This window comes from Reyranella sp. GW821-FHT12G01 (assembly GCF_058806575.1).
In genome coordinates this window covers 499,754-521,065 of record NZ_JBXAPV010000002.1, presented here as the reverse complement: position 1 = coordinate 521,065, position 21,312 = coordinate 499,754, and the positions used below count along the sequence as shown (strand labels likewise).

The following is a 21,312-nucleotide window of genomic DNA, read 5'->3' as shown; positions in this document are numbered from 1 at the left end:
AGTGTCCGCTGCCGGGTCGCCGCCGATCAGAAGCACGCCTTCACCCGGATGGGCTTGACCGCGCCCTTCGAGTCGGCGGGCGCTCTGGTGAAGCCCCAGCAATCGGCCTCGGGCGCGGTGAGCCAGCGCATTTGCGTGGCCGGCGTGAGGTGCATGAAGGCCATGATCGCGTCGTACGGCGTGCCGCGTGCCAACGCGTTCTGCGCGATCAGCTCATTGCAGACCATGACTCGGCTGCGGTCGCCAGCGATGTGGCAGGTGTGCAGTCCGATCCGGCCGTCCCCTTCGAGCGTGCGATGGCGGCCCGACAGGAACAGGACCTGGGCGCAGGCCGAGGCGCAGCTGGCGCCAGGCCGCACCACGGTTGCGACTCTTTCCTTGTCCATGACATCGACCATTGCGAAGGCCTCGATGACCTGGCCGCCGGGGCTATCGAGCGCCAGCACCTTGTGTCCCGACGCATCGCGATCGGCGGCTTGAAGCGCGATGCGCAACCGGCCGGCGTCGCCCTCGGTGATCGGCCCTTGGGCCAGCACGATCCGCTGCCCATCGGGCAGGTTCAGCGTTGAGAATGTCATGGCCATGGCGGGCGCGGCGGCCCACGCAAGGAGGGTCGTGGCCACCAAAGCCGCGATGAGCGCAGAGAGAGGGGCCGCCGCCCAAAAGCGGCGCACCGAACCGGGCGTATTCATCACTCGCCCGCCAGGAGAATGTCGTCGGCCCCGCGGATCTCGTCCGCCAGGATCTTCCCAAGCGCCTTGGCGAGATCCCGCCGGCGATAGGGCTTCACCAGCAGCTGGGTGTTCGCCGTGATGCTGCCCTTGCGGACAAGGGCCTCCTGGAAATAGCCAGAGGTGAACAGGATCTTGATGCCGGGCCGGATCTGTCTCGCCTGTTCGGCGAGTTCGCCGCCGCCGATCCCGCCGGGCATCATGACGTCCGTGAAGATCACGTCGATACCCTCGTCGCGCGCCAGCAAGCCGAGCGCCTCTCCGCCGCTGGCCGCTTCGAGAACCTCGTAGCCGAGATCATCCAGCAGGTTCGCCGCCGTGGCCCGGACGAAATCGTCGTCATCGACCAGCAGAACCTTCTTGGTCTTCTTCGCCGGCACCGTCGCCGACCGTCCCATGCCCGCTCCCGCGTTGCCCAAAGCGCTCCACGGGGTGCCGGGGGACTGCATCATGAGGCCGAAGGCCACCAGGGTATGCTTGCGGTCGCGCAGCGGGATCACGACTTCCCGGACCTCGAAATCGGTGCCGTCGCTGTGCGTTCGCTGGCAGATCTCCTCGTGCCGGCCGTTCTTTCTCGCGATGGCCAGAGAAGGCGGCGCGCCGTTCCGATCGAGAGTCTCCGACGGAACGATCCGGGAGAAAGGCTGGCCGACCGCTTCGTCCGCGGTATAGCCCAGCAACCCCTGCGCCCCCTTGTTCCAGCTCAACACCTTGCCGTCGGTGTCGAGCACGACCAAACCGAAATCCGGCAGGCTGTCGACCATGAGCTGCTTCAGATGCCCATCAACAGAAGAATTATCCATGTCCCCCGCGCCCCTAAGCTAAGCAACGCCACGAAAAACTTCCGCGGTGACAACGAACAAAGCTGTGAGAAGTTGCGTACGTGGCAACCATCTATTGATGAGTCCGTTTTGGCGCCCTTCGCTCGAAGACACTCATGCCAGGATGCAGCGCTGCCTTCCTCAGATTGGATGGAAGAGCCGGATGAGTTGGAAGAAATAAGACCCTGCGCCAAATACAGCCGTCAGTTCCAGATACAGCAACCCGACGACGATCGAGACCGGCAGGGCAGCGAGCGGCCACCATTTGTCTATGGGGATCAACCTCCATGCTCCCCACAGCAGCAGGCCTCACACCGGCCCGAGGCGGAAACCTAAGTTCAGTACCCGGCATTTCGGAGACCAATAGCGGAACATTTACCCCGCTCTTGCCCCGTGTTCCGCGCACGTTCACGCCCTCTCATGCAAGGTCGGCATGAGGGGCGAGAACAAATTGTTCAGTAATTTCCGGAGGGTAGATGGTGGGCGCTGTAGGGATTGAACCTACGACCCCACCCGTGTGAAGGGTGTGCTCTCCCGCTGAGCTAAGCGCCCGGAAGGCGTGCGTATAGGGATAACCGAGCGAATCGTCAACGCCCTGCAGCGAGCCTCGCCAGCGCCTCGGGAAGGGCGTCGAAACGGTCGATCACGGCGTCGGCGCCCAGTTCGCTGGCGGGCTTCGCCGTATAGCCCCAGCTCACCAGAACCGCCGGAATGCCGGCGCCGCGGGCGGCTTCGGCATCGTGCGTCGAATCGCCGATCATGACGGCGCGTTTCGGGTCGCCGCCCATGCGCTCCAGCAGCATCAGGATGTGGCGCGGGTCGGGCTTGCGCACCGGGAAGCTGTCGGCGCCGGCCACGTCGCTGATCGGCGGCATCAGCTTCAGGTGTTCGAGGATCATGCGCGAGGGCTTCTCGAACTTGTTGGTGCAGACGCCCTGCTTCATGCCGAGGCGGGCGAAGGCGGTGACCACGTCGGCCACGCCGGCGAAGGCCGTCGTGTGGCTGATCGGATCGGCCTCGTAATAGCGCACGAACTCCCGCGTCACGGCGGTCAACGCCTCGTCGTCCAGCGACCGGCCGTGCTTGGTGAAGGCCTTGTTCATCGTGACCTTGCTGCCCTGGCCCATGAAAATCCGGACGTCGTCCTCGGTCACGGGGGGCAGGCCATGGTCGGCCAGCACGTTGCTGACGGCGAGCTGCATGTCCTTGGCGCTGTCGATCAGGGTGCCGTCGAGGTCGTAGAGGACGGTGTCGAAGCGGGCGGTGATGAGTTTTTCGGCATCGGTCTGCATGCCGTTTTCTCTAGCACATCCGTCTTGCCCGTCCGCCAGCCCCGTGGCATCGGACGGGCATGAAATCACCCATTGCCGTGGTCGTTCTCGCAGCCGGCGCCGGAACCCGCATGAAGTCGGCCCTGCCGAAGGTCCTGCATCCCCTGGCCAACCGGCCCATGGTGGCCCACGTGCTGGCCAATGCAGCCGCGCTGAAGCCGTCCCGGATCGTGGGCGTGATCGCGCCCGGCGCGACCGAGGTGGCCAAGGCCTTCGCGCCGCATCCGACGGCTGTCCAGGACAAGCCGCTGGGCACCGGGCATGCTGCAAAGGCGGCCCTCGGCGCGCTGAAGGGACATGACGGGCCGGTGCTGGTCGTGTTCGGCGACGCGCCGCTGGTGACGACGGCCAGCCTGCAGAAGCTGGTGGCGGCCTGCCGCAAGGCGAAGGCGGCGGTGGGCGTACTGGGTTTCATCGCCCGCGATCCCACGCCCTACGGCCGGCTGATCGTGGAAGACGGCGAGCTGGTGAAGATCGTCGAGAGCAAGGATGCCGACGCCAAGGAGCGGGCGGTCGCCTTCTCCAATTCCGGCGTGATGTGCATCGACGGCAAGCTGATCGCCTCGTTGCTGGGCGCGATCCGCGACGACAATGTGAAGCGCGAATTCTACCTCACCGACGCGGTGCGCCTGGCGCGCGCCGCCGGCCACAAGGCGATCGCCGTGGCGGGCGAGGAGGCGGAGTTCCAGGGCATCAATTCCCGCGCCGAGCTGGCGGTGGCCGAGCAGGCGCTGCAGCAGCGCCTGCGCCACGCGGCCATGATGGGTGGCGTCACCATGACCGATCCCGGCACGGTCTGGCTGTCGGCCGATACGAAGTTCGGCACCGACGTCACGATCGGTCCCAACGTGCGCTTCGGCCTGGGCGTCAGCGTCGGCGCGAACACGGTGATCAAGGCGTTTTGCGACATCGAGGGCGTGCGTATCGGCAAGGGCGCGATCATCGGGCCGTTTGCGCGCATTCGGCCGGGCTCCGAGGTCGCCGACGACGTCCATATCGGCAACTTCGTGGAGCTCAAGGCCACGCGCATGGGCCAGGGCGCCAAGGCCAATCACCTGGCCTATCTTGGCGATGCCGACATCGGCGCGGGGAGCAACATCGGGGCCGGCACGATCGCGGTGAACTACGATGGCTACGGCAAGCACCGCACGGTGATCGGCGCCGACGTGTTCATCGGCTCCAACAGTTCGCTGGTGGCGCCGCTCAAGGTCGGCAAGGGCGCCAACGTGACCGCGGGCAGCGTGGTGACGGAAGACATTCCCGCAGACGCAGTGGCTTTTGGCCGGGCCCGCCAGGTCACAAAGAAGGGGCGGGCAACAGCGCTTCGTGCGAAACTGCGCGACCGTTCGGTCGCCGCCAAAAAGGCAGCTGCCGAGCGGGCCAACAAGAAGAAATAGCCACCCTCTATTTGCCACCTTCTCAGTCGAGACTGACCCCATGTGCGGCATCATCGGTATCATCGGAAAAGCGCCCGTCACGCCCCTGCTGGTCGACGCGCTGAAGCGGCTCGAATATCGCGGCTACGACTCGGCGGGTGTCGCCACATTGGTGAACGGCCATATCGATCGCCGCCGGGCCGAGGGCAAGCTGGTGAACCTCGAGGCGCGGCTCGCCGCCGAGCCGCTGGCCGGCACGATCGGCATCGGCCACACCCGCTGGGCCACCCACGGCAAGCCCTCGGAGCGCAATGCCCATCCGATCGCCACCGACCGGGTCGCGATCGTGCACAACGGCATCATCGAGAACTTCCAGGAGCTGAAGGCCGAGATGGAGGCCGAGGGCCGCCGTTTCGACAGCGACACCGACACCGAGGTGGTGGCGCAGCTCATCACCTCTTACCTCGAGAAGCAGATGTCGCCGGAGCAGGCGATGGCTAAGGCGATGGAGCGGCTGCGCGGCGCCTTCGCGCTGGCCGTGCTGTTCAGCGGCCGCCACGACCTGCTGATGGGCGCCCGTCGCGGCAGCTCGCTCGCCGTGGGCTACGGCGACGGCGAGATGTACATCGGCACCGACGCGCTGGCGCTGGCGCCCTTCACCAAGCGGGTCAGCTACCTCGAGGACGAGGATTGGGTGGTGGTGCACGCCGACGGCTGCACGGTCTACCAGGGCACCACCGAGGTGAAGCGCGAGATCCGGCAGACCGGGCTCAGCGGCGCGATGATGGGCAAGGGCAACCATCGCCACTTCATGCTGAAGGAGATCCACGAGCAGCCGGCGGTGATCGGCGACACGCTGCACAGCTACATCGATCCGGCGACCCGGACGGTCGCCCTGCCGGCGCTGCCGTTCGACTGGAACAAGGTAAGCCGCATCACCATGACGGGCTGCGGCGGCGCCTTCTATGTTTGCATGGTCGCCAAGTACTGGTTCGAGCAGATCGCGCGCCTGCCGGTCGAGGTCGAGCTGGGCTCGGAGTTCCGCTACCGCGCGCCGCCGCTGCCCGAGGGCGGCGTCTGCATCGCGGTGTCCCAGTCGGGCGAGACGGCCGACACGCTGGCTGCGGTGCGTTACGCCAAGTCCCAGAAGCAGACGATCCTGTCGGTGGTGAACGTGCCGGAGAGCGCGATTGCCCGCGAGGCGAACGTCGTGCTGCATACTCTGGCCGGCCCCGAGATCAGCGTCTGCTCGACCAAGGCCACGACCACGCAGCAGACCGTCCTGCTGGCCACGGCGATCGCCGCCGGCCGCGCGCGCGGCACGCTGTCGCCGGAAGACGAGGCTCGTTACGTGGCGGCGCTGATCGAGCTGCCGGCGCTCATCAACGAGGCGATGAACATGGAGGCGCAGTACCGCGCCATCGCCGACAACGTGCTCGCCGAAGCGCGCGACGTTCTCTATCTCGGCCGCGGCACATCCTTCCCGGTGGCGCTCGAGGGCGCGCTGAAGCTGAAGGAAATCTCCTACATCCACGCCGAGGGCTATGCCGCCGGCGAGATGAAGCACGGACCGATCGCGCTGATCGACGAGCTGGTCCCGGTCGTGGTGGTCGCGCCCAACGATTCGCTGTTCGACAAGACCGCCTCGAACTTCGAGCAAGTGAAGGCGCGCGGCGGCAAGCTTGTGTTGCTGAGCGACGCCGACGGCGTGAAGCGCCTCGGACCGCACTCGGTCGCCACGCTCACGATGCCGACGGTCGATCCGGTCGTTGCGCCGATCCTCTACACGATCCCGGTGCAGTTGCTGGCGTATTACACCGCCATCGCCAAGGGCACCGACGTCGACCAGCCGCGCAATCTCGCCAAGAGCGTGACCGTCGAATAGACGGTGGGCGAATAGGCGAGGATCCGCCGAAGCCGGCGCATTAAAAAAGCCGTGGGACCTTTCGGTTCCGCGGCTTTCTGATTCTTGGAGAGCGCCTTAGCGCGTGCCCTGGGGCAGGCCGGGCGGCGGGCCCGACGGCTGCGCCGGGGCGGGCTGACCGCCGCGCGGCTGGGGCTGGGCGGGACGCGGCTGCGCGGGCTGGGCCGGCATCAGCGTCTGCACGATGGCGCGGATCTTGGCGGCTTCCGCCTCCTGCGCCTTCTTGAACTCTTCCTCGCTGAGGAAGCGGTCCTTGTTCAGGTCCATCTCGCCGAACTGCTTGAGGGCGTGGGCCGTGAGCTCGACCCGGTCGATCTGGCCGTCCTTGTTGGTGTCGATCTCGGCGAACTTGCGCATGGCGATCTGCTTGCGCATGTCGAACGGCAGCAGGTTCTTGGCCTGCGGACCGTCGGCGGGGCCGGCCAGGACCAGATATTCCTGGCTGCTGATCTTGGCGTCCTTGTTCTTGTCGAGCTCGTCGCCCTGGCGGAGCTGCATGTCGATGAACTCGTTCAGGGTCATCATGCCCTGGCGACGACGCTGCTCGGCCTGCTGGCGCTCGGCGGCCTCGCGCTGCAGCGAACGCTGGACGATCAGGCGAACCTCGGGTTCGGTGACCTTGTTGTCGCGGTCGGTGTCGTAGTTGTTGAACTCCGAATGGACCAGCGCCTCGGCCTCGCCGCGCTCCACGAAGCCGTCGCGGTTGGTGTCGAGGTTCTGGAACTCCGCTTTGGCGCGGGTGCGGCGCTCCTCGAGCGGGGGCAGTCCGGGTGCATCGGCCGGCGTCACCGGCGGCTCGACGACCTTGATGAACTCCTCGACCGACAGCTTGTTGTCCTTGTTGACGTCGAGAGTCTCGAACGACTTCATCCGGTACTTCAGGAAGTCGGCGCGGGTGACCTCGCCCTTCTTGTCGACGTCGATGTCGATGAACCACTGCGGCAGCGGAATCGGCGGCGCGGCGCCCAGCGGGACATTGGGAACCGTCGCGGCGGCGGCCGGCGGCGGCGCTGCCGGCGGGGTGGCTGCGGCCGGCGGCGCGGCCTGGGCCGGCGGCCGGTTCTGCGGCCAGGCCTGGGTCGGGGGAGTCTGGGCCGCCGCCGGGAGGGCGAGGCAGGCTACAGTCAGGAAAAGGGTCGGGCGAATCATTCGGTTCATTTGCGGTGAGCCCGCTTTTGGAAGGGGAGTTTTCGTATCAGTTGCAAAGCGCGGCGTGTCAATGTCCGCAAAGCTTAGCCAACCTGCGGCGCAATCGCGCCGAAAGCATGGCGTTCTTCCATTTGAGTTGCACGCCCGCGCGGGATGCGCCATCGTAATTGAAATGCAGACCTCGAAGAAGGGTCGCAAGTACTTGGGAGGACAGGGTAATTTCGCCACGTTGGTGCGTGTAATGCACCAGCCGGCGGAACCAGCACGCACATGGCAGGACCATCTTCATCCCACGGCTCGCCGCTGCTGAGCGTGCGCGACGTCTCCGTCCGGTTCGGCGGCATCATTGCCCTCGATGGCGTGACATTCGATGTCTTTGCCGGCCAGATCGCCGGCCTGATCGGCCCCAACGGCGCCGGCAAGACGACCCTCTTCAACTGCCTCAGCCGGCTCTACACGCCCAATAGCGGCGATGTTCAGTTCGAGGGCCGCACCATCCTCGACCGGCCCCGGCACGCCATTCCCCAGATCGGCATCGGCCGCACGTTCCAGAACGTGGCCCTGTTCGACAAGATGTCGGTCCTCGACAACGTCAAGGTCGGTTGCCACAGCGTCAGCTCGACCAGCTTCTTCGAGAACGCGCTCAGGCTCCCCAAGGTCAAGGTCGAGGAGCAGGCGATCACCCGGCGCGCCGAGGAACTGATCGCCTTCATGGACCTCGCACCCTTCGCCCATGCCATGGCGGGCCCGCTGCCGTTCCCGATCCGCAAGCGGGTTGAACTGGCCCGCGCGCTGGCGTCGAGCCCCAAGCTGCTGCTGCTCGACGAGCCGGCGGCCGGCCTGAACCACGACGAGATCGAGGTCCTGAAAGGCCAGATCAAGCGCGTCCGCGACCTGCAGAACGTCACGGTGCTGCTGGTCGAGCATCACATGAGCCTCGTGATGTCGGTGTCGGACAAGGTGGTCGCGATCGATTTCGGCAAGAAGATCGCCGACGGCACGCCCGCCGAAGTGCAGCGCGATCCGGAAGTGATCCGCGCCTACCTGGGGACCGCGTAATGGCTGCGCTGCTTGAGGTGAGCGGACTGAAGGCCTTCTACGGCCAGACCCAGTCGCTCTACGATGTCGGCTTCGAGATTCCCGCGGGCGGCATCACGACCCTGCTGGGCGCCAACGGCGCCGGCAAGACGACCACGCTCCGCGCGATCTGCAACATGGTCCGGACCGACGGCACGATCCGCTTCGACGGCAAGAACATCCGCGGCATGGCGACGGAAGAGATCGTCCGCCAGCGCATCGCCCACGTGCCGGAGGGTCGCGGCACCTTCACGACGCTGACCGTCGACGAGAACCTGCGCATCGCGGCCTACACCCGCAAGGACAAGCAGGCGGTGAAGGACGAGCTGGAGCGCGTGTTCGTCTACTTCCCGCGCCTCAAGGAGCGCATCCAGCAGCAGGCCGGCACCCTGTCGGGCGGCGAGCAGCAGATGCTGGCGATCGCCCGCGCGCTGATGCTGAACCCGCGGCTGATGCTGCTCGACGAACCCTCGTTCGGCCTCGCGCCGCTGATCGTGCTGGAGATCTTCCGCATCCTGCGGCGCATCAACGAGGAAGAGAAGGTGAGCATCCTGCTGGTCGAGCAGAACGCCGCCCTCGCGCTCGACCTCGCCACCCACGCCTACGTGCTCGAAACCGGCAAGGTCGTGATGTCGGGTCCCTCGGACGTCGTGAAGAACGACGAGAACGTCCGCAAATCCTACCTCGGGTACTGAGGCCGCAATGGAACAGTTTCTCCAGCAGATCGCCTCGGGCCTCGCCAACGGCGCCATCTATGCCTGCGTGGCCCTCGCGCTGGTCATGATCTACGTCTCGACCGACCACATCAATTTCGCCCAGGGCGAGATGGCGATGTTCAGCACCTACATCGCCTGGCAACTGATGAGCTGGGGGATGAGCTACTGGGTCGCCTTCATCCTGACGGTGATCATTTCCTTCGCCATGGGCGTGCTGATCGAACGGCTGATCCTGAGACCGCTGCACAACGCTCCGGTGCTGTCGATCATCGTCGTGTTCATCGGCCTGTTGGCGATCTTCAACTCGATGGCCGGTGCCTTCTGGAGCTACCTGATCAAGGAGTTTCCGTCGCCGTTCCCCAAGAGCAGCTTCGGCATCGCCGGCGTGATCGGGCCGCATCAGCTCGGCGTGGTCATGGTCACGCTGATCGTGCTGGGGCTGCTGTTCGTGTTCTTCCGCTACACGCCGCTTGGCCTCGCCATGCGCGCGGCGGCGCAGAACCCGCAGATGGCCCGTCTGGTCGGCGTCCGCGTCGACTGGATGCTGGCGCTGGGGTGGGGGCTCGCGGCCTCGGTCGGCGCGGTGGCCGGCATCATGGTCGCCCACATCGTCTATCTCGAGCCCAACATGATGGGCGGCATCCTGCTCTATGCCTTCGCCAGCGCCCTGGTCGGCGGCATCTCCAACCCGGCGGGCGCGGTGCTGGGCGGCTTCATCGTCGGCATCCTCGAGAACATGGTGGCCTATGCCGGCAACCAGATCGAGAAGGCGACCGGCATCTACATCATCGGCAACGGCGAGAAGCTCACGGTGGCGCTGATCATCGTCATCTTCGTCCTGACGGTTAAACCCGCCGGCCTGTTCGGCCGGGTCGTCGTGAGGAGGGTCTGATCATGGCCGCCTCGTCGAACCGCTGGGTCTACGGCATCGTCGCGCTGGCGATCCTGGTGCCGCTGCTGCAGCCGGTGCTCCCCGATGTCGTCTCCGACTACCGCCTGTTCCTGGTCAGCACCATGATCATCGCCTCGATCGCGGTGCTGGGCCTCAACCTGCTCACCGGCTTCAACGGCCAGTTCTCGCTGGGCCATGGCGCCTTCTACGCGGTCGGCGCCTATACGGCGGCGATCCTGATGGACAAGCTGAACGTGCCCTACTGGGCCACGATCCCGGCAGCGGCCATCGTCTGCTTCATCGTCGGTTACCTGTTCGGCCTGCCGGCGCTGAAGCTCGAAGGGCATTACCTCGCGCTCGCGACCTTCGCGCTGGCGCTCGCGGTGCCGCAGATCCTGAAATACAAGTGGCTCGAAGGTCTCACCGGCGGCGTGCAGGGCATCGTGCTGATGAAGCCCGAGGTGCCGTTCGGCCTGCCGCTCAGCGAAGACCAGTGGCTCTATTATTTCTGCCTCGTGGTCATGATCGTGCTGTTCTGGGCGGCGGCCAACATGCTGAACAGCCGCAGTGGCCGCGCCATGATGGCGATCCGCGATCAATACCTGGCGGCCGACACGATGGGCATCGACACGTCGCTCTACAAGACGGTGACCTTCGGCATCAGCGCGGCGTACACCGGCATCGCTGGCGCCCTGTCGGCCTCAGCCATCGCTTTCGTGGCGCCCGACAGCTTCGGCATCTTCCTGTCCATCAAGTTCCTGATCGGTCTGGTCGTCGGCGGCATCGGCTCGCTGGCCGGCTCGGTGGTCGGTGGCATCTTCTACGTGCTGGTCGACAACTCGGCGCAGTCGCTGACGCAGTTCGTGAAGAACGATCTCGGCCTGCCGTTCGACCTGTCGGCCTATACGGTCTTCGGCGTCCTGCTGATCGTGATCATCTACCTGATGCCGATGGGCGTCGTGGGCGGCGTCTACATGGCCTACCGCAAGTTCAAGGCGGCGCGGGGCTGAGATCCGGGTCGGAATGCGGAAAGCCGCCTTGGGGCGGCCTTCATTCCGGCCGGAATCCGGTTAAACATCCAGTGGGTGAAGATCCGGAAAGTCTTTCAACGGGCATAGGTTCAACAAGGGAGGTTTAACGTGGGTACGAGCAGGCGTGGTTTCGTGGGCGGTGCGTCCGCCCTGGCACTGATGGGCGGCGCGAAGGTCGCCTCGGCGCAGAAGAAGTATTCCGACGGCGCGACCGACACCGAGATCAAGATCGGCCATACCGGCCCCTATAGCGGTCCGGCTTCGTCCTACGGCCAGATCGGCAAGACGCTCGAGGCCTACTGGAAGAGCGTCAACGACGCCGGCGGCGTCAAGGGCCGCAAGATCAAGTTCATCACCCTCGACGACGGCTACAACCCGGCCAAGATCGTCGAGCTGGTGCGCCAGCTCGTCGAGCAGGACAAGGTGCTCTGCACCTTCAACACGCTGGGCACGGCCACCAACACCGCCATCCACAAGTACATGAACCAGAAGAAGGTGCCGATGCTCTACGTCGCCACCGGCGCGTCGAAGTGGGGCAAGCCCAAGGAATTCCCGTGGACGATGGGCTTCCAGCCCGACTACCACACCGAAGGCGCGATCTACGCCAAGCACATCCTGGCCAACATCAAGGACGCCAAGATCGCCGTCCTCATGCAGAACGACGACTACGGCAAGGACTACTGGGAAGGCTTCAAGGAAGGCCTCGGCAAGGAGACCGGCAAGGTCGTCAAGCACGTGACCTATGAGGCCACCGACCCGACGGTCGACAGCCAGATCATCCAGCTGAAGGACTCCGGCGCCAACGTCTTCTTCAACATCGCGACGCCGAAGGCCGCCGCCCAGGCGATCCGCAAGGTCGCCGATCTCGGCTGGAAGCCGGCGCAGTATCTCAACAACGTGTCCGCCTCGGTGGGCTCGGTGATGAAGCCGGCCGGCTTCGAGAACTGCCAGGGCATCATCACGGCGCAGTACCTGATGGACCCGACCGACAAGCAGTGGGACAGCCACGAGGACATGAAGGCCTGGGTCGCCTGGATGGACAAGTGGATGCCCGGCGCCAACAAGGCCGACGCCAATCACGTGTTCGGCTACTCGGTCGCCAACCTCATGCACGAGACGCTGAAGAAGTGCGGCGACGACCTGACGCGCGACAACGTCATGAAGCAGGCGGCGAACTACCAAAAGTACAAGCTGCCGATGCTGATCCCGGGCATCACCATCAACACCAGCCCGACCGACTACTATCCGATCCAGTCGGTCAAGCTTGCCCAGTTCAAGGGCGATAGCTGGGATCTGTTCGGCGAAGTCATGTCGGCCGAAGGTTCCTGATCCCCGGTTCGTTGCATTGAGAATGAAGGCCGCCGGTAACCCCGGCGGCCTTTTTCTTTGGGCGAAATTGCCCTTTTCAAGCCGCCTCTTTGGCGAGAGGCTTCTCCCATTAATTCTAACAAGGGAGGAAGCGTTGATTACCAACAGGCGTGGTTTCATCGGCGGCGCGTCGGCCGCGGTTCTGCTTTCCGGTTCCCGTTCAGCGTCAGCGCAGAAGAAGTACGACGACGGCGCGACCGACAAGGAGATCAAGGTCGGTCACTTCTGTCCCTATAGCGGCCCGGCCTCCGCCTACGGCGTCATCGGCAAGGCGCACGAGGCCTACTGGAAGAGCGTCAACGACGCCGGCGGCATCAACGGCCGCAAGGTCGTCTTCGTCACTCGCGACGACGGCTACAATCCCTCGAAGTCGGTCGAGGTGACACGCGAGCTGGTCGAGCAGGAGAAGGTGCTCTGCCTGTTCAACACGCTGGGCACGCCGACCAACACGGCGATCCACAAGTACGTGAACCAGAAGAAAGTGCCGCATCTCTACGTGTCGACCGGCGCTTCGAAGTGGGGCAAGCCCAAGGAGTTCCCGTGGACGATGGGCTTCCAACCCGACTACCACACCGAGGGCGTGATCTATGCCAAGCACATCCTGTCCAATGTGAAGGACCCGAAGATCGGCGTGCTGATGCAGAACGACGATTACGGCAAGGATTACTGGGAGGGCTTCAAGGAAGGCCTCGGCAAGGACGCCAACAGGGTGGTGAAGCACGTGACTTACGAGGTCACCGACCCGACGGTCGACAGCCAGGTCATCCAGCTCAAGGACTCCGGCGCCAACGTCTTCTTCAACATCTCCACCCCCAAGTTCGCCGCGCAGGCGATCCGCAAGGTGGCCGATGTCGGCTGGAAGCCGGCGCAGTACCTCAACAACGTCTCCTCGTCCGTCGCTTCGGTCATGAAGCCGGCCGGCTTCGAGAACAGCCAGGGCGTCATCACCGCGGCCTACCTCAAGGATCCCACTGACAAGCAGTGGGACGCAGACGAGGAGATGAAGCTCTGGCGCGAATGGATGACCAAGTACATGCCGGGTGCCAACCAAGGCGACGGCAATTACGTCTTCGCGTTCGCCGTCTCGACGATGTTGCGGGAGACGCTGAAGAAGTGCGGCGACAACCTCACGCGCGAGAATGTCATGCGCCAGGCGGCCAACTTCCAGAAAACTCGCATCCCGCTGCTGCTGCCCGGCATCCTGGTCAGCACCAGCCCGACCGACTTCTATCCGATCCAGGCCGTCCAGCTCTCGCGCTTCAAGGACGATAGCTGGGAGCTGTTCGGCGACGTCATGGCGGCCGAGAGTACCTGACGGCTCGTCGCCCACAAAACCTCCCCCGCCAATGCGGGGGAGGAGATGCGTAGACTAGCGCGCGGCCGACTTGCGCTGCAGGGCCTGGCGGCACTCGGCGGTGTCGATGCGGCCGTTCTTGTCGACGTCGCAGCGCGCGAAGTTGCGGTCGGCCCCGGCCATGAATTCCGCCAGGGTGACGAACCCGTCCTTGTCGGTGTCGAGGAGCACGAAGTAGCTGGACTGGCTGCGCGCCTGGCGATCGGTCGGCAGGACGCTGTCGCCGATGGCGGGCGTGCGGGCGAACAGCTCGTCCTGGCTGAGCTTGCCGTCGCCGCTGGTGTCGAGGCTCTTGAATCGGGCCTGCTGGCCGGTCTTCCATTCCTCGGCCGTGACCGCGCCATCCTTGTTGGTGTCGTAACGCATGACGCCGCTGTCGGTCCGCGCGGCCCGGGCCCTGGGGGCGGGCGTTGCCGCCGGAGCTGACGTCGTGGCTGAGGTCGGGGGCGCTGTCTGGGTATCGCCGGGGGCGGCGAGGGCGGGGCCGGCCAGCATCAGGAAGGCTGTCGCAATCAGGGCAAATCTCTGCATGGGAATATCCTTAAAGTTGTGTCGGAAGACAGCAATACACGCGCCATTTCCCTTACCGGCCCGTCTAGGCCCCGATATAGTCTGCCCCGCGACCGAATTATGGCCGCGTTGAGGTTTTGTTCTCACTGGGGATAACCCATGGCCTACGACTACGATCTGTTCGTCATCGGCGCTGGTTCGGGCGGCGTGCGCGCCTCGCGCATCGCGGCGACCCACGGGGCGCGCGTCGGCATCTGCGAGGATTACCGCGTCGGCGGGACCTGCGTGATCCGCGGCTGCGTGCCGAAGAAGCTGCTGATGTACGGCTCCAAGTTCGCGCACGAATTCGAGGACGCCGAGGCCTTTGGCTGGACGGTCGCCCCGCCGACCCATTCCTGGGCGACCCTGCGCGACAACGTGAACAAGGAAGTCGACCGGCTGAACGCGGTCTATCTGCGCCTGCTCGACGGCGCGGGCGTGAAGCTGCACATGGGCCGCGGCCGTCTGATGGACCGCCACACGATCCAGGTCGGCGAGGAGACGATCACCGCCGAGAAGATCCTGATCGCGACCGGCGGCCATCCGGTGATCCCCTCGATCCCCGGCTGCGAACTGGCGATCACCTCGAGCGATGCCTTCCATCTGCCGGAGCTGCCCAAGCACATCACCATCGTCGGCGCGGGCTACATCGCCGTCGAGTTCGCCGGCATCTTCAACGGGCTCGGCGCCAAGGTCGATCTCGTGCTGCGGCGCGATCGCGTGCTGCGCGGCTTCGACGAGGAATGCCGTACCTTCGTGCACGAGGCCCTGAAGGACAGCGGCATCCGCATGCGCACCGAAATGGAAATCGGCCGCATCGTCGCCAAGGGCGCGGACGGCAAGAGCGGCCCGTTCGAGGTCCACACGCCGATGGGCGGCATGATCGAGACCGACTGCGTGATGTACGCGACCGGCCGTGCGCCCAACACCAAGGGCATCGGCCTGGAGAAGGTGGGCGTCCAACTCAACAAGGCGGGCGCCATCGCCGTCGACGAATGGTCGAAGACCACCGCCGACAACATCTGGGCGGTGGGCGACGTCACCGACCGCATCAACCTGACGCCGGTCGCATTGATGGAAGGCCACTGCTTCGCCGACACCGAGTTCGGCAAGAAGCCGCGCAAGGCCAACCACCACGACGTCCCGTCGGCCGTGTTCTGCCAGCCCGAGATGGCCAATGTCGGCCTGACCGAGGAGCAGGCCAGGCAGCAGCTCGGCGACCTGCGCATCTACACCGCGGCCTTCCGGCCGATGAAGTACACGATCTCGGGCCGCCACCAGCGCACCTTCATGAAGATGATCGTCGAGGCGGCGACCGACCGGGTGGTCGGCATCCACATGGTGGGCGACGACGCGGCCGAGCTGATCCAGGGCCTGGCGGTGGCCATGAAGGCGGGGGCCACCAAGGCCCATTTCGATGCCACCGTGGGTATCCACCCGACCGCCGGTGAGGAGTTCGTAACCATGCGCACGGCGCGGGCGGATTCGGCCCCGACCCGGGCAGCCGCGGAGTAGAACGGGGCCAGCCTCCCGGCTGGCCTTTTATCCACAGCACGTATAGTTTCACCCACCCCGCCGGCCCCTTTGGCCCGCGGGTCGAGGAGGAATCGATGACCGCGATCCAGGGCCAGTCCAGGGCCGATTCGCGCAACCCCGCAAAGGGCCAGTCCCGCAGCTCGAGCGCGGCCGATTGGTCGCTGACCAGCTGGCGTAGCCGGCCGGCCCTGCAGATGCCGGTCTATCCGGATGCCGCCACCTTGGCGGGCGCCGAGGCCCGCCTGCGCCGTTATCCGCCGCTGGTGTTTGCCGGCGAGGCGCGCAAGCTCAAGGCGTCGCTGGCCAAGGTCGCCAATGGCGAGGCCTTCCTGCTGCAGGGCGGCGACTGCGCCGAGAGCTTCGCCGACTTCACCGCCAACAACATCCGGGACACGTTCCGCGTGCTGCTGCAGATGGCCGTCGTCCTGACCTACGGCGCCGGCGTGCCGGTGGTGAAGGTCGGCCGCATGGCCGGCCAGTTCGCCAAGCCGCGCTCGTCCAACGTCGAGAAGATCGGCGACGTCGAGCTGCCGTCCTACCGTGGCGACAACGTCAACGGCTTCGAGTTCACCGCCGCCGCGCGCCTGCCCGATCCCGAACGCATGGTGCAGGCCTACAACCAGTCGGCCGCGACGCTGAACCTGCTGCGCGCCTTCGCCCAGGGCGGCTATGCCGACCTGCACGAGGTCAACCGCTGGAACCTCGACTTCGTGCGCAGCTCGCCGGCTTCGGCGCGCTACGAGGATCTGGCCGCGCGCCTCGACGAGACGCTGAACTTCATGGCCGCCTGCGGCCTCAGCTCCGCGACGACGCCGCAGATCGCCGAGACCGACTTCTTCACCAGTCACGAGGCGCTGCTGCTGCAGTACGAAGAGGCGCTGACCCGCGTCGATTCCACCTCGGGCGACTGGTACGACTGCTCGGCCCACATGCTGTGGATCGGCGATCGCACGCGCCAGCCCGACGGCGCGCATGTCGAGTTCCTGCGCGGCGTCCGCAACCCGATCGGCTTCAAGTGCGGCCCGTCGCTCTCGACCGACGACACGTTGCGCCTGATCGATACGCTGAACCCGACCAACGAGGCGGGCCGCATCGTCCTGATCGTGCGCATGGGCGCGGAGAAGGTGGCCGAAAAGCTGCCGCCGCTGGTGCGTGCGGTCGAGCGTGCCGGCAAGTCCGTGGTCTGGTCGTGCGATCCGATGCACGGCAACACCATCACGGCAAACAACGGCCGCAAGACCCGCCACTTCGATTCGATCCTGAACGAGGTGAAGGCGTTCTTCGCGGTGCACCGCGCCGAAGGCACCCATCCGGGTGGCGTGCATTTCGAGATGACCGGCCAGGAAGTCACGGAGTGCATCGGCGGCTCGACCGACATCACCGTCGACAACCTGAACGAACGCTACGAGACGCAGTGCGACCCGCGGCTCAATGCCAGCCAGGTGCTGGAACTCGCCTTCCTGCTCGCCGAGCAGCTCAAGGCCGAGCGCCTGTCGGTCGCGAGGGCGCGCCCGGCCGTCTGACCCACGTCAGCGGCTGAGCGCGTGAGAGCCCGGGGAGGGCCGATGACGCATCCTGAGAATGGCGAGATCGAACGCTATACCGACCACTACTTCAATCGCTCGAAGCAGGTGGTCGGCAAGTTCGGCGACTGCAAGGTCACCTATGCGATCTTCATGCGCCGGCCCGTGGTGTTCGCGCCGCGGCTCGCGCTGGAATGGCTGCAGGAAACCTGCCGCGCGCGCAACGCGACGGTAGATCTCGACCTGCGCTACCGCGAGGGCAAGTGGGTCGGCGCCGGCGAGCCGATGATGTACATCACTGGCTCGTTCTTCCACCTGGTCGATCTCGAGACGATCTTCCTGCAGAAGCTCGGCCCCGCCTGCGTGGCGGCCTACAATGCCTGGACCATGTGCGCGGACATGCCGAAGTCGGCCTTCCTCGCGATGGATGCGCGTCACTGCGCGGGCCAGGAGATGGCCGAGATGATGGCCTACGCGGCCTCGGTCGGCTCGGCCCGTGCCAAGCGCAAGGTCGGCGCCATCGGCTTCATCGGCAATGCGACGCACGCCACCGCGCACTATTTCGGGCGCGAGTTCGGCCTCGGCACCATGCCGCACGCCCTGATCGGCTATGCCGGTTCGACCCTACGCGCCGCCGAGATGTTCCACGAGACCTTCCCGACGGAAGGCATGACGGTGCTGGTCGACTACTTCGCGCGCGAGATTTCCGACTCGCTCGAAGTCTGCCGGCGCTTTCCCGAGCTGGCCGCGCAGGGAAACCTGTCGCTTCGTCTCGACACGACCGGCGGCCGCTACATCGAAGGGCTCGATCCCGCATCGTCCTATGCCGTGCTGGAGCGTTTCTCGCCGGAATCGATCCGCGGCTACCGGAGCGAGGAGGAGCTGCGCTATCTCGTCGGCACCGGCGTGTCGGCGGCGGCGATCTTCCATCTGCGCGCCGAACTCGACCGCAACGGCTTCGACAAGGTGAAGATCGTGGCGTCCTCGGGCTTCGGTCCGGCCAAGTGCCGCATCATGGCCGAGGCCAAGGCGCCGATCGACGTGGTGGGCTCGGGCTCGTTCCTGCCGTCCAACTGGTCGGAGACCTATGCCACCGCCGACATCGTCGAATATGACGGCGAGAAGCGTGTGAAGATCGGCCGCGAATTCCTGCATCGCAACAGGCCGGCCGGCGCGACCAAACCGCTTTGATCCGGGGAGAGGCATACATGCTGAAGCTCTATTTCACGCCGGGCACCTGCGCCACGGCCTCGCATATCGGCCTCGAAGAGAGCGGCGCGAAGTTCGACTCGCAGGAGATCTCCTTCGCCAAGAGCGAACAGAGGACGCCCGAGTACCTCAAGATCAATCCGCGCGGCCGCGTGCCGGCTCTGGTGGTGGACGCGGGCACGATCGTCGAAAACACCGCGATCCTCGACTACGTCGCCGCGACGTACGCGCAGCATCTGATGCCGAAAGATCCCGTTCTGCGGGCTCGCGCCATCTCGCTGATGGCGTGGTTCTCGAACACCGTGCACCCGAACTTCACCCATGTCGGTCGCCCCGAGCGCTTCGCCACCGACACGGCGGTGTTCGATCATCTCAAGGCGACAGGCCGCGACAACTTCCTCGCCAACCTGAAGGAGATCGACGGTCTTCTCGCGGGCAAGCAGTGGATCCTGGGCGACGAGTTCTCGGTGGTCGACGGCTACGCGCTGGTCTTCTACGGCTGGGGCAAGCGCATCGGCCTGCCGGTCGGCGAACTCAAGAACTACACCGCCTGGAAGGACCGCATGCTGGCGCGGCCTGCCGTGAAGCGGGTGCTGGAGCGCGAGCAGAGCGTCCTGCTCGCCGCCTGACGCGATGCCGGTTCACTGGACGATCGATTCCAGGGAGCGACTGATCACCGTCGTCGCCGAGGGCGACGTGACGCGCAGCGACGCCGACGCTTTCCTCGACGTGCTGGAGAGCGCCGGGTTGGTCTCGTACCGCAAGCTGTTCGACGGCATGCGGGGCGAGACGCGCATGACGTCCGATGATTTCATGGCGATCGGCGCCCGCATCCGGGCCGGACATCATGACGGGCAGGTCGGCGCACTCGCCGTGGCGCTGACGCGCGAGAAGGCGGAACTCGTGTCGCGCGTGTTGGGAATCATGGCATCGGCCAAGCGGCCCATGCGCATCTTCGACAATGTCGAGGACGCCCGCCGCTGGATCGTCCTGCAGCCGCTCTAGCCGGCCTCAGCCGACCACGAAGCTCTGGTACATGAACTGGAGATCGGCGCTTTCCTGCGGCGTGATCTCGCCGTCGAGGACGCGGCCTTCCCAAGCGCGCAGCTTGCGCTTCACGTCGACCGGTGTGCGCGGGCTCAGCAGCACCATGAAGAACTGCTCGTGCGGCGACAGCTCGCGCTCGCGGCGATAGCCGAAGGGGCCGCTGCCGGGCTGGCGCGCCGGCACGGCGACCTGCTCCTGAACCGGGGGCGGCGCAGGGGCGGGAGCGGCGGTGCGCGGCAGGACCGCGTCGTCGATGATCTGGTCCCAGGTCAGGCCGGCCTCACGTACCATGGCTGAGGCGAGCTTGGCGGCCGCCAGCGCCTCCTGGGCGTGGCTGCTGTCGAGGATCTCGAGGACCTTGACCAGGGTGTTGCGATTGAAGGTCGACACTAGCTTCTGCGCCTTTGACTATTGCATGAGCAACGGGCACTAAGTGCCTACAAGATATAGATGGATAAGCCTTGGATCAAGGCAAGCCCCCTGTAAACGCTTTTCCGGTCTATCTGGCGGGACTCGCCACCTGGTTCGTGCCGCTCGGCATCCAGATGGTCCTGTTCCCCTGGCTGGTCGCCGTCGTGCTGCACATGGACGCCTTTGCCGTGGGCGTCGCGCAGGCCGCTGTCATGGCGCCGTCGCTGCTCTTCCTGCCGCTGGGCGGGCTGGTCGCCGACCGCGGCAACGCCCGCGCGCTGCTGCTGCGCTACCATCTGCTCTATGCCCTGCCGCCGCTCGCGCTGGCGCTCGTCCTGTGGTCGGGCGGTCTCAGCTATCCGCTGCTGATCGCCTACGGCATTGCGGCCGGTGCGATCGGCGCTTTCGCCATCCCGACGCGCGACGCGCTGCTGCCGGTCGTGGCGCCGAAGGGGGGCCTGCCCAAGGCGGTGGCGCTGGCGACGGCCCTGCAGTTCGGTGGTCAGCTTCTGGGCATCGCCTGCGCCTCGACCGCCGACCGGTTCGGCGCGCTGCCGCTCCTGCTGCTGCATTCGGCCATGGTGCTGGCGGGATGCCTGTTCGTGCGCCGGCTGCCCGACCCGCCGCCGCATCCCAAGACCGAGTCGAAGGGCTTTTGGCGTAGCATGGGCGAGGGCGTGTCGGCGGCGGCGAAGTCGGATCAGATCTGGCCGGTCCTGCTGCTGAACTTCGGTGTCGGCATCTTCTATGTCGGGCCGTTCATGGCCGTGCTGCCGCTGGCAATCCGCGACCACTATGCCGGCGGCGCGGCCGAGCTCTCCTACATGAACCTGGCCTTCTGGGCCGCGACCATCGTGGCCAGCATGGCGCTGGCCGGCATCGCGCGACGGCTGACCCTGCGCGGGCGCCTGATCGGCGGTGCAGTCCTGACAGGCGCCGTCGTGCTGCTGTCCTTGGCGCAGTTGCCGCCGTTCCCGGTGTTCCTGGCACTGATCTTCGTCTGGGGCCTGGGCGCCGGCATCACCATGACGCAGAGCCGGACGGTGGTTCAGATCGTGGCGCCGGCTACCCATCGCGCGCGCCTGATGTCGCTGTTCCAGTTGGGCCTGAGCGGTGGCGGCCCGATCGGCGCCTTCCTTACCGGCACAATCTGCTCGATCTGGGGACTGAAGGCGGCGCTGCTCTTCCCCGCGCTCGCGATGCTGCTGATGATCGCGATCGTGCTGTTGAAGTCGCGCCTCTGGTCGATGCGGACGGTCGAGTAGGG

Annotated in this window: 20 protein-coding genes and 1 tRNA gene; 14 read left to right on the top strand and 7 right to left on the bottom strand. The window is 65.9% G+C overall.

Annotated features, from left to right (window positions below; translation table 11 throughout):
* Window positions 1-26: 26 nt before the first annotated feature.
* The 4 genes from AC1RP5_RS21960 to AC1RP5_RS21945 form a co-directional block, all read right to left on the bottom strand.
* Window positions 27-692 (bottom strand): ATP-dependent Clp protease proteolytic subunit, encoded by a 666-nt coding sequence (locus tag AC1RP5_RS21960; RefSeq protein WP_493114257.1) that lies wholly within the window; start codon window positions 690-692, stop codon window positions 27-29.
* Window positions 692-1,495, bottom strand: coding sequence for a response regulator (locus AC1RP5_RS21955; protein WP_493114255.1), 804 nt, complete (start codon window positions 1,493-1,495; stop codon window positions 692-694). Before AC1RP5_RS21955 ends, AC1RP5_RS21960 begins: the two co-directional genes overlap by 1 nt.
* Window positions 1,496-2,029: 534 nt before the next feature.
* Window positions 2,030-2,104 (bottom strand) — tRNA-Val (locus tag AC1RP5_RS21950).
* Window positions 2,105-2,139: 35 nt separating this feature from the next.
* Window positions 2,140-2,844 (bottom strand): HAD-IA family hydrolase, encoded by a 705-nt coding sequence (locus AC1RP5_RS21945; protein WP_493114254.1) that lies wholly within the window; start codon window positions 2,842-2,844, stop codon window positions 2,140-2,142.
* A gap of 59 nt (window positions 2,845-2,903) precedes the next feature.
* Between AC1RP5_RS21945 and glmU the strand changes: the two genes are divergently transcribed.
* Window positions 2,904-4,280, top strand: a complete 1,377-nt coding sequence (glmU, locus tag AC1RP5_RS21940; protein ID WP_493114252.1) for a bifunctional UDP-N-acetylglucosamine diphosphorylase/glucosamine-1-phosphate N-acetyltransferase GlmU — start codon at window positions 2,904-2,906, stop codon at window positions 4,278-4,280.
* 40 nt (window positions 4,281-4,320) lie between these two features.
* Window positions 4,321-6,144, top strand: coding sequence for a glutamine--fructose-6-phosphate transaminase (isomerizing) (glmS, locus tag AC1RP5_RS21935; RefSeq protein ID WP_493114251.1), 1,824 nt, complete (start codon window positions 4,321-4,323; stop codon window positions 6,142-6,144).
* 96 nt (window positions 6,145-6,240) lie between these two features.
* Here the strand turns inward: glmS and AC1RP5_RS21930 are convergent, their stop codons facing one another.
* A complete protein-coding gene (locus AC1RP5_RS21930; protein ID WP_493114249.1) occupies window positions 6,241-7,332 on the bottom strand; it encodes an EF-hand domain-containing protein in 1,092 nt (363 codons plus the stop codon).
* Between the two features lie 270 nt (window positions 7,333-7,602).
* Here AC1RP5_RS21930 and AC1RP5_RS21925 point away from each other — a divergent pair, with 270 nt between their 5' ends.
* The 6 genes from AC1RP5_RS21925 to AC1RP5_RS21900 all read left to right on the top strand — a co-directional run bounded on the left by AC1RP5_RS21925 (window position 7,603) and on the right by AC1RP5_RS21900 (window position 13,731).
* The gene (locus AC1RP5_RS21925) at window positions 7,603-8,391 is read left to right on the top strand and encodes an ABC transporter ATP-binding protein (protein ID WP_493114247.1); all 789 of its coding nucleotides are present in this window, start codon (window positions 7,603-7,605) and stop codon (window positions 8,389-8,391) included.
* Window positions 8,391-9,104: an ABC transporter ATP-binding protein gene (locus tag AC1RP5_RS21920; RefSeq protein ID WP_493114246.1), complete on the top strand. Its 714-nt coding sequence runs from the start codon at window positions 8,391-8,393 to the stop codon at window positions 9,102-9,104. Before AC1RP5_RS21925 ends, AC1RP5_RS21920 begins: the two co-directional genes overlap by 1 nt.
* Window positions 9,105-9,111: 7 nt before the next feature.
* Window positions 9,112-10,017, top strand: a complete 906-nt coding sequence (locus AC1RP5_RS21915) for a branched-chain amino acid ABC transporter permease (RefSeq protein ID WP_493114244.1) — start codon at window positions 9,112-9,114, stop codon at window positions 10,015-10,017.
* A 2-nt stretch (window positions 10,018-10,019) separates the two neighbouring features.
* A complete protein-coding gene (locus AC1RP5_RS21910) occupies window positions 10,020-11,027 on the top strand; it encodes a branched-chain amino acid ABC transporter permease (RefSeq protein WP_493114242.1) in 1,008 nt (335 codons plus the stop codon).
* A 180-nt stretch (window positions 11,028-11,207) separates the two neighbouring features.
* Window positions 11,208-12,377 carry an ABC transporter substrate-binding protein gene (locus AC1RP5_RS21905; RefSeq protein WP_493115243.1) on the top strand — a complete coding sequence of 390 codons (1,170 nt, stop codon included), beginning with the start codon at window positions 11,208-11,210 and terminating at the stop codon, window positions 12,375-12,377.
* Window positions 12,378-12,510: 133 nt separating this feature from the next.
* Window positions 12,511-13,731 (top strand): ABC transporter substrate-binding protein, encoded by a 1,221-nt coding sequence (locus AC1RP5_RS21900; protein ID WP_493114241.1) that lies wholly within the window; start codon window positions 12,511-12,513, stop codon window positions 13,729-13,731.
* Window positions 13,732-13,785: 54 nt separating this feature from the next.
* Here the strand turns inward: AC1RP5_RS21900 and AC1RP5_RS21895 are convergent, their stop codons facing one another.
* A complete protein-coding gene (locus tag AC1RP5_RS21895; protein WP_493114239.1) occupies window positions 13,786-14,301 on the bottom strand; it encodes an EF-hand domain-containing protein in 516 nt (171 codons plus the stop codon).
* 138 nt (window positions 14,302-14,439) lie between these two features.
* On the opposite strand from AC1RP5_RS21895, the gene gor reads away from it, so the two are divergent.
* The 5 genes from gor to AC1RP5_RS21870 all read left to right on the top strand — a co-directional run bounded on the left by gor (window position 14,440) and on the right by AC1RP5_RS21870 (window position 19,592).
* On the top strand, window positions 14,440-15,834 hold the full coding sequence (gene gor, locus AC1RP5_RS21890; RefSeq protein WP_493114237.1) for a glutathione-disulfide reductase: 1,395 nt from the start codon (window positions 14,440-14,442) through the stop codon (window positions 15,832-15,834).
* Between the two features lie 95 nt (window positions 15,835-15,929).
* A complete protein-coding gene (locus AC1RP5_RS21885; protein ID WP_493114235.1) occupies window positions 15,930-17,378 on the top strand; it encodes a class II 3-deoxy-7-phosphoheptulonate synthase in 1,449 nt (482 codons plus the stop codon).
* Between the two features lie 42 nt (window positions 17,379-17,420).
* The gene (locus AC1RP5_RS21880) at window positions 17,421-18,569 is read left to right on the top strand and encodes a nicotinate phosphoribosyltransferase (protein WP_493114233.1); all 1,149 of its coding nucleotides are present in this window, start codon (window positions 17,421-17,423) and stop codon (window positions 18,567-18,569) included.
* 17 nt (window positions 18,570-18,586) lie between these two features.
* Window positions 18,587-19,216, top strand: coding sequence for a glutathione S-transferase family protein (locus AC1RP5_RS21875; protein WP_493114229.1), 630 nt, complete (start codon window positions 18,587-18,589; stop codon window positions 19,214-19,216).
* 4 nt (window positions 19,217-19,220) lie between these two features.
* Window positions 19,221-19,592, top strand: a complete 372-nt coding sequence (locus AC1RP5_RS21870; protein ID WP_493114227.1) for an STAS/SEC14 domain-containing protein — start codon at window positions 19,221-19,223, stop codon at window positions 19,590-19,592.
* Window positions 19,593-19,598: 6 nt separating this feature from the next.
* Here the strand turns inward: AC1RP5_RS21870 and AC1RP5_RS21865 are convergent, their stop codons facing one another.
* On the bottom strand, window positions 19,599-20,024 hold the full coding sequence (locus AC1RP5_RS21865) for a hypothetical protein (protein WP_493114225.1): 426 nt from the start codon (window positions 20,022-20,024) through the stop codon (window positions 19,599-19,601).
* Window positions 20,025-20,095: 71 nt separating this feature from the next.
* Here AC1RP5_RS21865 and AC1RP5_RS21860 point away from each other — a divergent pair, with 71 nt between their 5' ends.
* Entirely contained in the window at window positions 20,096-21,310 is a 1,215-nt protein-coding gene (locus AC1RP5_RS21860) for an MFS transporter (protein WP_493114223.1), read from the top strand.
* The last annotated feature ends 2 nt before the right edge of the window (window positions 21,311-21,312 follow it).